Source organism: Flavobacterium sp. ACAM 123 (assembly GCF_000264055.1).
In the GTDB taxonomy this organism is placed as follows: Bacteria; Bacteroidota; Bacteroidia; order Flavobacteriales; family Flavobacteriaceae; genus Flavobacterium.
This window is the reverse complement of the sequence record NZ_AJXL01000042.1, coordinates 18,295-32,542: the sequence shown is the minus strand read 5'-3', so window position 1 is coordinate 32,542 and position 14,248 is coordinate 18,295. Positions and strand designations below refer to the sequence as shown.

The 14,248-nt window shown below is 34.0% G+C and carries 4 protein-coding genes; all 4 read right to left on the bottom strand.

Going from position 1 to position 14,248, the window contains the following annotated elements; all coding sequences use genetic code 11:
• Positions 1–119: 119 nt before the first annotated feature.
• A complete protein-coding gene (locus A3SG_RS20775) occupies positions 120–2,264 on the bottom strand; it encodes a response regulator (protein ID WP_016989798.1) in 2,145 nt (714 codons plus the stop codon).
• An 87-nt stretch (positions 2,265–2,351) separates the two neighbouring features.
• Positions 2,352–5,663, bottom strand: coding sequence for a chemotaxis protein CheB (locus A3SG_RS0109550; RefSeq protein ID WP_016989797.1), 3,312 nt, complete (start codon positions 5,661–5,663; stop codon positions 2,352–2,354).
• Positions 5,664–5,985: 322 nt separating this feature from the next.
• Positions 5,986–7,722: an ATP-binding protein gene (locus A3SG_RS0109545; protein WP_016989796.1), complete on the bottom strand. Its 1,737-nt coding sequence runs from the start codon at positions 7,720–7,722 to the stop codon at positions 5,986–5,988.
• A gap of 129 nt (positions 7,723–7,851) precedes the next feature.
• Positions 7,852–14,214, bottom strand: coding sequence for a PAS domain S-box protein (locus A3SG_RS19565; RefSeq protein WP_016989795.1), 6,363 nt, complete (start codon positions 14,212–14,214; stop codon positions 7,852–7,854).
• Positions 14,215–14,248: the final 34 nt, after the last annotated feature.

The following is a 14,248-nucleotide window of genomic DNA, read 5'->3' as shown; positions in this document are numbered from 1 at the left end:
AAGCTTTTATTATAAATGGATTTGCTGTTTGGAGTTATAAAAAAACGAATTAAATATTTTAAGAACAGTGTTTCCTATGGTATGCTTTTATCTCCATTTGTCTAAAGTAAAGATTAAAATCAATTTTTTACCCACTTATGTAGCGCAGTCTCTAGATCCTGTATATTTAAGGGTTTAGAAAGATAATCATTCATGCCACTTTCTATGCACTTATCTTTATCCTCAACAGAAACATTTGCCGTCAAAGCAATTATTGGTGGTGGAGCATGACTTAATTTTCTAATTGCAGCGGTAGTTTCAAAACCATTTTTTTTAGGTATTTGTATATCCATTAAAATCACGTCCACAATCTGTTTCTTAAACAGTTTAATAGCTGCTTCTCCATCTACTGCTTCAAAGATAGTGCAATTTGGAATTATTTTTTTTACCATTTTTTTTACTAAAAGCATATTGATTCTGTTGTCTTCTACTATTAGTATTTTTGTATTAATCAAATATTCTTTCAAAGACTTTTCATTCTCGTCTAATTGATGAAAAAATGGAATTACTGTTTCTTTTATCTTGTCTGATTTCTTAAAGTCTATTGAAAAATAAAAATTACTTCCTTTTCCATATTTACTCTTAAGGATTAATTTACTGTTCATTAACGCTAACAACTGATTGGAAATTGCCAAACCTAAACCTGTTCCTCCAAATTTTCGGGTAGTAGAGATATCTTCTTGCACAAAAGAATGAAATATTTTCTCCTGATTTCGCTTTTTTATCCCCATGCCAGTATCTTTCACTGAAAATTTAATACTGGAAATGGCACTATCATCTGAGCTGATTTCTTTAATAATCAACTGTATGCATCCTTTCTCTGTGAACTTTAAGGCATTTGCTATTAAGTTGACAATAATCTGTTTTAATCGCACTGCGTCAGCAAAGATAAATTGAGGTACTTCACTATCGATGGTTAAGAATAAATCTATATTTTTTAGTTTTGCCTGATGCTTGAATAGAGCAATGAATTGCCTTACAAGTCCATATAAATCTATTTGTTCAATATTCAATTCTAACTTCCCCGCTTCGATCTTAGAAAAATCCAATACATCATTGACAATTTCCATTAATATAATAGCTGATTCATTTACTATGTTTACGTATTCAAATTGATTTACATTTAAATCTGTTTTTATCAATAAATCTGTAAATCCAATTATTCCGTTCAGTGGAGTCCTAATTTCATGACTCATGTTAGTCAGGAAATTAGATTTAGCTTTGTTTGCTTTTTCTGCTAGATATTTGGCTTTGATTACCTCTTTCTCCATCAGTTTCATCTCAGTGATATCGATAAAGCTGATTACTATTTCTGTTAGTTCTCCATTAGAATCAATTACGGGAAAGCCATTTATTAAAAGGAACTCTACGTCTTTAGAATCAGGCTTTTGGATTCCAGCAATAAAATTTTTAAGTGGTTTTTTATTCGCTAAAATTTGATTAAATGGCAATTCAGCAACTGGTAGAGGTACATAGGATTCATTCAAAAATTTACAATCGGAATCCATTATCTGTTTTCCTCTAATTTGATCTTCACTTAAGCCAAGCAATTCAGAGGCTTTAGGATTACTAAGCAGTATGGAGGAGTCTGGCGCATAAACAATGACACCTTCGCCCAAATTATTTAAAAGATCACTATACCTTTGCTCACAATTGTGCAAGGCGAACTCTGCCTCTTTAAGTTCTGTAATAACAATTAATGTTATATTACACTGCAAAGGATTTGTTGCGACAACGCCGGATAAGCAACCGAATGAATACTTCTGCTCGTTAGTGATAAAGTTTACTTCACATAATTCTCTAACTTTACTTTTAAATATTTTTGCTAAAAAATCGTTAAATCTATTTCTTGAATCATCAGAAATAAAAAAACCAAATTGCGTATCTAGCACATTTGGACGCAGTTTGCCAAGCATTTCGACTCCTGTAAGATTAGCTTGTAAAACCACACCACTAGCTGATAAGGTAAAATATCCAGAAGGGGCAAAGTCGTATAACTCAGTGTATTTTTCAATTGCCTGCTCCGCTTGGTCTTTTGCTAAAAGCAGTTCTTCGTTCTGCATTTGCAGTTCCTTCTGATACACTTCTAATTCATGAATTAGTTTCAATATCAAAGTATCAGAAAGCTTTCCTTCAGACTGCAATGACTCCTTGTTTTTTTGCAATTCATCGGCCTTTAACCTAAGAAGCATATTAACTTTCGAACTGTTATCAACATTCTCCATCCCTACTAACTAATTTAATTATTATCACATAAATAATCTAACGCTTTAGTAATATGATTCTATATAATCACTCATTCGAAACGCTTATTACGACTTTATATAAGTAAAGTTACGAATAAAACATTGTATTAGCTCTTGATTATCAACTATATAAATACTTGCTGCAAAATCAACATTAATTTTTTGTCCGATGGATGTTTCAATTTGGATATTTTTATAATTAACGGACTTTTTCTGCTTTAATTCATTGAACTTATCTTTACTACCTATTATATTTTCAAAAAAGTTGATTTTCCAAATTGGATTTTTAGCGAACTCGATTTTTGGATGACCTAATAATTGAATTAAAAATGGATTTACATCTGTTATTTTCCCTGTTGCGGCATCAATAAAAAATATTCCTTCTTCTGCTGATTCAAAAAGATGGTGATAACGCAACTCCGCAAAAGTCAATGCTTCTTGGATTCTTTTACGGTCCGTAATATCACGAATAATACATTCAATTACTTTTTTATTGTTCACTAAATTCATCGTACTGACAAACTCCACTTTGACCTCTCTCCCGTCAGCGGCTTGGAGCGATAAATCCTCATCCCGAAAAAATTCCTTTTTACTTAACTCAGAAAACTTTTCTTTATTAGCCACGATATCTTTAAAGGGACCTATTTCCCAGATTGCTTTTTCAACGAATTGCTCAGAAGAGTAGCCCAACATTTCTATTAAAAATGGATTAACATCTATAATACACCCTGTTTCTGCATCGAGGATAAGAATCCCGTCTTTCGCCGATTCAAACAGATGTAGGTATCGATTTTCCATTAATAAAGCCTCTTCGGCCTTTTTTGAAACAGTGATATCAGTAAAGGTAATCACAAGACCGTCAATGCGATCGTCTGACGTTCGGTACGGCATAATCCGAACATTGTACCATCGTCCGTCCTTTGTTGCGATTGTATTTTGAATTGGGATTAGATTTTTAATTACCGTTAGTCCATCGGCACCTATATCAGGGTATTTCAAATCATTAACCAGATCTGTAAAAGGCCTACCAGAATCACTAGCTCGTATTTTAAATATTTTAGTAACCGCATCTGTAAACCTACGTATGTTTAACTCTTTGTCTAAGAAAAGTGTTGCGATTTCAGTACTGTTAAGCAAATTCTTCATATCATTATTTGCCTGTTCAAAATCAAGCAACTTGTTATTAAGGTCGGCATTTACAGTCTGTAACTCTTCGTTTAGACTTTGCATCTCCTCTTTTGAAGTTGTCAATTCCTCATTTGTTGATTGCAATTCTTCATTCGTTGATTGTAATTCTTCCTGAGAGGCCTGCATTTGTTCCCGCGAATTCAGCAAATCTTCATTTGATTGCTTTAATTCAGCCTCAAGTGCTATCTGTCTTTCTGGTAAGTTAATTCTACCCTTTTTTTGTTCTAATACATCGGGCTCCTCAATCTCGCGCTCCTCTTTGAACACTATCAATACCATCCCTTTTAATTGATCAGGCTTTTCAATCCGCTGAACAGTTATGGTTGCATAATTAAATCCTCCGTTGTTATTTCGAATTTTAATATTCTTAAGGATGATCGGGTCAGTGCTTTGCAACGCTTTACGAAAGGTGCCGTGTAGTTCACTCCGCAATCCTTCTCGTGCCATGGCATGGATATTCCAATTTGCTTTACCGGCCACGGGTTCAAGATATTTACCAGTTCGACCTGTGATGTATAAAATATCTCCTTTGTCGTTTACCAGTACACTGGCTGGCGCAAATTGCTGAAGTATGATTTGATCTGCAAGATTCTGAATATTTTCGACCATTTTGGGATTGTTTGTTGTTTCTTTGGGTACTGTTTTACTACCTGAAAAAGAGCTTGGAAAACTAGTTGAATTTGATGCTAACGAAATATTTGTACGCTTGTACAGTTTTAATTTAGGATCTAAAGCTTCAAAGCCTTCATTGTTTGGGCTAATGGTTTCGGCAGATCCTAATACCATAATACCACCAGGGATAAGACTAAAGTTGAATAAGTCTATTACTTTTTTTTGTAGAGGTGGCTCCATGTATATCAACATATTACGACACATTAATATATTAACCTTAGTAAAAGGAGGATCTTTAATTATGTTATGAGGTGCAAAAATAACTTTCTCTCGTATTACTGCATTCACGCGATATCCATCTGCTTCGATATTAAAGAACTTATTGATTCGTTCCGATGATACATCTGCCATACTATTAGAATTAAATACACCGCGCCGTGCTTTCTCAATACTATCTGTGGATAAATCCGTCGCAAAAATTTGTAGCTTTAGGTTTGTATATTTACCAATTTGTTCTATCGCTTCAGTGAATACAATAGCTAACGAATAAGCCTCTTCTCCCGTTGAGCAGGCGGGAACCCAAGCCCGTAATACGTATCCATCCGGTAAGTCTTTTATAAGTTCAGGCAAAACAGTGCTTTTTAGTTTGTCCCAAACCGCTACATCACGAAAAAAACTAGTCACCCCTATTAATAATTCTTTAAAAAGTAATTCAATTTCATCAGGGTTCTCCTTCGAAAAACGAAAATAATCTCGAGTGCTAGCAATGTGATGAATTTCTTTACGCCTTTCGATGCGCCGCATTAAAGTCGTTTTTTTATACAATGAAAAATCTTGACCAGTCTGCTCTAATAGTAAAATGATAATTTTATCTAGACTCGTTCTGTTTTCTGTACCAATATCTGCATTATTTTTAATTAGCTGTTTGTCACGGAGAAGCGCAATTAGCTTAGCGGGTAGCTCTTCTGCAGAAGCCACAATATCTACTAACATGGCTTTAGTGGCATGTGTGGGCATCGAGTCAAATTTTGCGGTAGCCGGTTCCTGAACCAAAACAAAACCACGCTGTTCCTTTATAGATAAAATTCCTAAACTTCCATCAGAACCCATTCCTGACAGAATGATCCCAACACTTTTATCTAATCGATCAAGCGCCAAGGAACGAAAAAAAATATCTATTGGTAAGCGCAACCATCGGGACTCAGTGGGAGCTGTTAAATATAATATACCCTTTACAATTGTCAAACTTTTATTTGGAGGAATTACATAGATATGGTTCGTTTTCACCCTAAGCCGATCTGTCACTTGTAGTACCTTCATAGAAGAAACCCGCTGCAATAGCTCAGGTAACATCCCAACATAATCAGGATCAAGGTGCTGGATAACAACAAATGCCATACCCATTTTTTTCGGCATATTTTTAAAAAAAACTTCCATTTCCTCTAGCCCACCTGCGGAAGCGCCTATGCCAACTATCGGGAAGTCGTCGCTATGCTCGTTGTTACCGGCGATAGCTTTGGCTGTTTTAGAAAAGCCATCTTCTGCCGGGAAATTTTGTTTATTCTCTCTCTTTTTCATTATGATATTACGCTTTGATACATCAACCCATCTTCATTAAATAAAGCACTATGCTAAATCAGTATAAAAGTACTTTATTATTATTGAAAACGATGATTATTATGTCGATAGTAAAGTGAATAAGATCCACTTACAGTACACTTTTTTTATATGACATCGATAGTAGAATTAAAAAAATCAGAACAATTTCGATAAGTAAATTGGATTATAAACGCAGACAAGTTAAACGCAACTAAATGTAAATAATGAATTTTTGTTTTAAATTATGTTTCTAAAACTACTATGACATAATAAATATTGAGATCCAAAAGCAGAACTATAATTACTCTTTAATTAGCCATTTATGTAATACTATCTCCAAATCGATTAGAGTGATTGGCTTTGGTAGATAGTCGTTCATTCCTGATTCAAAACATTTCTCTTTGTCTTCAGTCATGGTTCCAGCCGTTATGGCAACAATTGGAATTTGTTCTCCATTGGTCAATAAGCGAATTTCTCTCGCAGCTTCATACCCATTTTTGTTAGGCATCTGAATATCCATTAAGATGATATCCAGCGCTTCCTTTTTAAAATGCATTACCCCCTCATTCCCATCAATACCTTCAAAAATAGTGGCATTTGGTAGTATTTTTTTGACTAATGTTCTTATTAAAAACATATTAACTTTATTATCCTCCACGATTAAAACCTTCGTATTAGACAGTATTTTATAAGGTAATGTACATCTACTACTGATTTTGTTAGCTGAATAATCAATATTTTGTTTCAAATTTACCCTCTTGAATTTAACCGCAAAAAAGAAATCACTTCCTTCGCCAAGTTTACTCTTTAATTGTAATTTGCTATTCATTAACGCTAAAAGCTCATTTGATATAGACAGTCCCAAACCCGTACCACCATAGCGACGGCTTGTAGAATTGTCTTCTTGAATAAAAGCGGTAAATATTTTTTTATTGCTACTCTCTTTTATACCGATACCAGTATCTTTAATAGAAAAATTAATGATGCAAGAATCTGTACTTAAAGAAGGAATTTCAGAAATATCCAAACTAATTTTCCCGCTATCAGTAAACTTTAGCGCATTGCTTAATAGGTTTACTAATATTTGTTTTAGCCTTAAGGCGTCTGCTTGTATATAATGTGTAACGCTACAATCGATATTGAGAGCTAAATCTATTTTCTTATTTATCGATTGGTACTTAAATAAATCAATAACCTGCTTAGTCAACTCGTAAATATCTGTCTTTGTAATTTCAAGTTCTAACTTCCCTGCTTCAATTTTAGAAAAGTCTAAAACATCATTTACAATATGCTTTAATGTTGTTGCTGATTCGTTAATCGTTACCATATATTCTAGATGGTTTTTTTCGAGATTTGATTTCATTAACAAATCGGTGAAACCTATTATTCCATTTAACGGAGTTCTAATTTCATGACTGATATTAGCCAAGAATTCTGTTTTAGCCTTAGTAGCTGCTTCTGACTCTTCTTTTGCTTTAATCAATTCAATTTCCATCAACTTTCGATCAGTAATATCAATTACGGAGATATGGCAATGCTTTGTACTTTCTTCTACAATACCCGTCATATGTACATATGTGATTTCGGTTTCATTATTTATAATGGCAACTTCACAAGATTGTTTATTGGAATGTTTAAATAGATTGTCCAAAAAAAGATTAAATATAGGCTTGGTCTCATCTGAAACAAAAAAACAGAATCGACTATTTATTAATTTAAACTGGTTTTTTCTTAACAACTCGGCACCTGCAAGATTGAGCTCAATTACATCACCTTCTCTACTTAACGTAAAGAAGCCCGAAGGCAAAAAATCGTATAATTTAGTATATTTTTGAGTGGCACTATCAGCTTGATCTTTAGCTAATAAAAGTTCTTCATTTTGCATCTCTAATTCGATCTGATGCACTTCTAATTCATGAATAAGTCGAATAGATTCATGATCTAATAAATATAAATCTGATTTTTTATCTATCTGTTTAGATTCTGCCTTTTGACGAAGATTTAATACTTCCTTTATGCTGCCTCTATTATTTTTCATACACACGAATTTAATTTGGCACTAATTTGAATAAAAACTAGCGCGATTTATAAAAATAATCTTATTCTGTTCAATAACTACAGTAAATCATATGCTTTGGCTTTTGAAAAAAAGCTATTAAAAAGCATTTTATTTCTTTAGCCATTTCATTAATATTTGTTCTAAATCAAATTCAATTATAGGTTTTGACAAATAATCGTCTAAACCTTCCTCCAGACACTTTTCTTTATCACCAGTCATTATACCAGCAGTTATCGCGATAATAGGAACAGTGGAACCACCTGCTAACTTCCTGATTTCATGAGTAGCTTCGTATCCGTTTTTATTAGGCATTTGAATATCCATCAATATAACATCTGGCTTTTCCTTTTTAAAACATTCCACAGCTTCGTTTCCGTCCATCGCTTGATAGATTGTACAATTTAAAATTATTTTTCTGACAAGTGTTTTTGCTAAAAGCATATTAATTTTATTATCCTCAACAATTAAAACTTTTTTATCACTAATGGACTGGATTACATTAGTCTCACTTATACTTATGTCCTCAGAAGCTATCTTATTCTTAGTTTTAAACTTTTCAAATTTAATTTCAAAGAAAAAATCACTTCCGTCTCCATGCATACTGATCAATTGCAACTTACTGTCCATTAATGCCAGTAATTGATTTGAGATAGCCAGTCCTAATCCAGTGCCTCCAAACCTTCGATTAGTTGAATTATCCTCTTGCACAAATGAACTAAATATTTTTTCCTTGTTATCTAATTTAATTCCGACACCGGTGTCTTTTACGGAAAATTTTAATGTTATGTTTTTCTTGTTTATTACCGCTATCTTATTAATGTCCAATCGTATTTCACCAAAACTTGTGAATTTTAATGCATTACTCAATAGATTTACCAAAACTTGTTTTAATCGGACAGAATCTGCAAGTATATATTTAGGGACATCGTCACTTAGATTTAATACTAAATCAATATTTTTTTGCTTTGCTTGATGGCGGAATAAATCGATAACCTGACGGGTTAATTCATACAGATTAACTGCTTCAACATTCAATTCTAATTTCCCGGATTCAATTTTAGAAAAATCCAAAATATCATTTACGATGTGCATTAAAGAAGTTGCAGATTCATTAATCGTTGACATGTATTCTGACTGGTTCTTTTCCAGTTCAGACTTCATCAACAAATGGGTAAACCCTATGATACCATTTAACGGTGTTCTGATTTCATGACTCATATTAGCCAGAAAATCAGTTTTCGCTTTGTTAGCCGCTTCCGATTCTTCTTTTGATTTCAATAATTCAATTTCCATTACTTTGCGCTCGGTAATATCAATAAAACTGATTACAATTTCAGCAATTTCCCCTTTAAGGTCTAAAACCGGAAAACCATTTACTAAGACCCATACTCTCTTGTCACTATCAGGATGATTAATTCCTAAGGTGAAATTTTTCACCGCTACTTTTGTTTTAAGTATCAAGTTTATAGGATGTTTTTCGACATCAATAATCGAATTATCTTCATTTAAATATTTCCAAATAGGGTCTATAGCCTTCTTGCCAAATATTTGTTCAGGACTTAAACCCAATAATTCTGATGCTTTATGATTACTCATAATAACGGAAGTATCTGCGGCATGAACAACGACTCCTGCGTCTAAATTATCTAATAACCCTCGATACCTTTCCTCACTTTTCGCGAGTGATTCATCGACAAGCTTAACTTTTGTAATGTCACGGGAAAGACAAATAAAGTGGGTATCATGTTCCTCCGTTTCCTTCATGGGAGCTATGGAAAGTTCAAACCACCGCAATCCATTATGCCTTTCCAAGGTGTATTGACGCCCGGTTGAAAACCCTTTTTCAGCTGCTTCCTGAATTGCTGAAAAGGCTAAATTAGCAGCATCAGCAGGCAATATTTCTGAAATTTTCTTACCGATAACTTGGTCACCGTATTCCATATAGGAATCTTTACGATGGGAATGGTAGTTGTAAATGGTACCGTCTAAACCTACTTCGATCATTAAGTCTGGAAGAGCATCAATTATCGCCTGCATCTTTTTATTGGTATTCTTGAACTCTTCTTCGGCTTTTTTAAGGTCAGTAATATCTAACATCGATCCTATAAAACGTGTTGGTTTGCCTTGATCATCTCTTATAATTATTGCACGTTCGTAAAAATTACCATAAATACCATCTGATCTTAAATAACGGAATTCATCTGACCATGAATTTGAGACTCCAGAATAACATTCCTCAATACTTTCGATGACTCTATTGCTATCATCAGGATGTAACTTTGATCGCCACAATAATTTATGTTCCTCATTTGACAAATTATTATCATTCGAGTTTAAATTATCATAAAATACTTTATTATGCCAGCTTTTACCGCTAACAAAGTCTAATTCAAACAATACGTCGTTTGTTGCCGAAGAAATTATTTCAAATCGCTCATTTGCTTTTTTAATCTCTTCTTCGGCTTTTTTCCGGTCTGTTAAGTCTAACCCCATCGCCAGAAGACATTTTCGTCCTTCATATTCTATTGCTATCGCACTGATGTAATACAATATTTTATTTTTTGTTTTTGTATAAAGCTCAATTTCAATAGGTGCATGTCCTTTTTTGAATATAGTATTAATTTTTTTCCTAATCACATTCTTTTGATCTTCATCAAAATAATCCACTGGATTCATTTGCCTTATTTCCTGATCGTTGTACCCTAAAACAAGTTCGAATTTTTCGTTCCATTTTACAGCTTTTCCAGATTCATCGCAGAGATAAAATATTCCTGGCAAATTCTTTATTATCGTTTCTGAGAGTAGTGTTTCTTTAAAGATTCGATCTTCAGCCTGCTTACGCTCTGTAATATCAGTAACGGTACCAACATAACCCACAATCTTATTTTCTGAATTTCTTTCAGGAATAGCTTGCCCCATGACCCAGGCAACTGTACCATCAGAGCGAATGAAACGATATTCAGATAATGACTTTTTATTAGTGGTGATTGCATTTTCCCAGACATCGATAATTTGCGTTTTATCTTCGTCATGAACTGCATTGAGCCAACCTTTCCCCATAGCTTCTTGAAATGACAGTCCTGAAATCTGACACCAGCTAGGATTAACATAAGTAGTAGATCCGGCTGCATCCGTGCGAAATATTCCCACAGGAGAAACCTCCGTAAGTGTATGATATCTTTTTTCACTTTGAAAAACAGCTTCTTCTGCTTTTTTATTTTGAATCTCTTTTTCAAAAACTTCCAATGCAAAAGAGACATCATCAGTCGCTTCGACTAATAATGCAATTTCTTCAGCATCAAAAAAGTTTTTCTCATTAGCATAAAAAGCAAAAACACCAATTACTTTACCTAACTTTTTTATAGGTACTACTATTAAAGATTGGTACCCACGACGCAGTGCCTCTTCTCTCCATGGCGCCATTATAGAATCGTTTTCAATGTCATTACAAACAACATGTTTTTTACCTCTAATTGCTATTCCTGCCGGTCCCCTCCCTTGTAGTATATCATTATTAGTTGAAATCGTTTTAATATTGGAGAAATACCCTTTGTCTGCGCCGGAAATCATTACAGGTACCACTTCATCTGTTTTGGAATCAATTAACCCAATCCACGCCATCTCAAACTTACCTACTTCAAGCGCTATAGTACAAGCCTCTTTAAAAAGTGTTTCTTCGTTAGTAGCGCGAACAATAAGCTGATTAATCTGGCTGATGAATGAATACAGTCGATTGACTTTAAGCAGTTTATGCTCCTCCTCTATTCGCTCTGTTATATCCGTTACAATACCATGACAGATAACTGTTCCTTCTAATTCGACTACCGGCAAAGAGTTTACCTCATGCCAGACTAATCCTTTTGATGGATGAAAATAGCGATATCTACCTTTAAGAGGAACTAATTTAGCCTTTGAGGTTTTAACTTTTTCAATTACAGCGTCTACATCTTCAGGGTGAATCAATGCAAAAATCTTATTGGCATCATTTTCTATTTCGGCATGATTAAATCCATATACAGCTGTTATCGCATCGCTTGCATAAGGATAACTTAAAGATCCATCTTTATTCTGACGCATCGAGTAAATTAAACCTGGGGAAGTTGCGGCTACTTTAGCAAAAACATCTCTTTCCTTTGTTAACGTATTATTCGCCTCAATTCTCTCAGTAACCTCCCTTAAATTAACTACTACTGCCTGGAGGTTGTTGTCGTGAAGCATATTATTTAAAATACCTTCCAGCCAAATATAATGGCCTTTTTTATGCTTTACGCGGAACAACACCGGTACCGGCAAACCTGGAGAGATCAATATTTTTTGCCTAGTCTGTTGCCAATGCGCCATGCAATCAGGGTGAATAAATTCGTTTTCAGGAATACTATCAAATTCCTCATCTGTCCATCCTGTTATTCGCTCAGAGGAAGCGCTGCGAAATATACTTTTCTTTTCTATGTTCACCAATGAAATAATACCTTCATTATTCTCAACTAGTGCCTGAAAACGTTGTTCTCTTTGTTTTAATTTTAATTCAGAAGCTATTTTTTCAGTAATATCTCTAAAATTTGTAATAATGCCTGCTATGCTAGGATCATCAAGCCTGTTATTCAATACACCTTCTAACCAGATATACCTTCCATCTCTGTGTTTTACCTGAAATAATGCAGGAATAGGAATATTGGGCTTCTTGATGGACTCTTGAATCTTATTATAGACATACTCTAAGTAATCTGGATGATAATAGTCTTCCCCTTTAATGACATCAAATTCCGCATTTGAATAACCCGTGACGCGGGCTGATGAAGCACTTCGAAAAATAACTTTATATGCTGCATCAATAACAGTGATAATTCCTTGATTATTCTCTACTAAAGCTCTAAAATATTTTTCGCTCTTTTCAATAATCGCCTCCGCATTTTTCTTTTCGGATATGTCTCTAAAAAAAATAGATAAGCCATCAGCCGAAGGGTAAATCTGGTCTTCAAACCATAAACCCGAGGGGGCATCGTACTCCTCAATATAAATATATTGTTGTTGTTCAATTGAATGCTGGCAGGCCGTAAAAAAAGGGAGGTTTATGGCTTGAGGATATTCCTTCCAAATATTCTTGCCAATCATATCCTCCGGATTTCGATTATATATTTCTCCCGCTTTTTTATTGAGGTAGGTATAACACCAATTCGTATCTAGTGCCACAAAAGCATCAGTTATACGTTCAAATGTATTAGTAAGTAGCTTTTTTGCCTTTTTGCTTTCTGTTATATCTTTTACAAATGTCAGGAAACGGCTCTCTGATAGTCTTACTGCATCAACTGAAACATTTACAATTTCTCCGCTTTTATGAACCGTTTCAAGCTCTCCTTTTAAACTACCCGTTTCCTGAAGAGTTTTAAATTGTTTTATGGTATTTTTACGTGATTCTGGAGTGGATAAATCGCCGAATTTCATCACTAGCAGCTCCTCTTTGGAGAAGCCAGTTATAAAAGAAGCAGCAGCATTTACTTCTAAATAATTCCCTTTTTCATCAACGACAAAAACTCCCTCAGGAGCATTATCAATATAGCTTCTAAATTTACTGTTACTTTCCTCTTCAATTAATTTTGCGTTAAGAATAATTTCAATTTGCTCCTTAGCTTTTAATGTTTCTTCTATTTCTCTTTTTAAAGAGACGTCTTGTGTATTCCCCTGTAGAGCTATGACCTTTCCATTTATATCCGTTACAGGAATAACGACTACGTTAAGCCATTTTATTCTATTACTAGAAAAATGAGCCGCCTCCTCAATTTCAAAAGGCTTCTTATCCAAGAAACATTGCTTAATTTTATTTTCAAATACAGCAATAGCTTTTTTTGAGAATCGTTTTAAATAAGATTGAAATAACTTCTCTTTTGAATTCTTTTTAACTTCATAAATGGAATATAATTCTTCCGACCAAATCATTTTTTTATTGATTACATCGAATTCCCAACTTCCAATCTTCGCGATTTTTTGAGCGTCATTTAACAGTCTCTCATTAGTAACTATTTTCAGTTGCGCTTCTCGCATCTGGGATACATCCCTGCCTATTCCATAAATAAGTTTTCCAGTGGGCTCAAAACTACTATTCCATTGAATAATTAAAACCTCTCCATTTTTTTTAATATATCTATTTTCGAAACTTGTTGAAGTCTGACCGTTAAACAGTCGTTCTATTTCAATATTCGTTTTTACTATATCTTCAGGATGAATAAATGAAAGCAAACTGGTACTAAGCAATTCCTTTTTTGTGTACCCGGTTTTTTTCGAGAATGCTGGATTTACTTCTTTATAAAAGCCGTCAGTTCCAGCGATACATAAAAAATCCTCGGATTCCTTGAGGTAGAATTCAAAACTGGCTAACGTGTTACCGCCTTCGCTTAGTTTATTTATTTGTTCCTCTTGATTTGCTATTATCTTGAGTAAATCTTCGTGAGTAGACTGGGGAAACTTTTTATTCATAAAAATTTGATTATGAGGCAATATACAAATAATA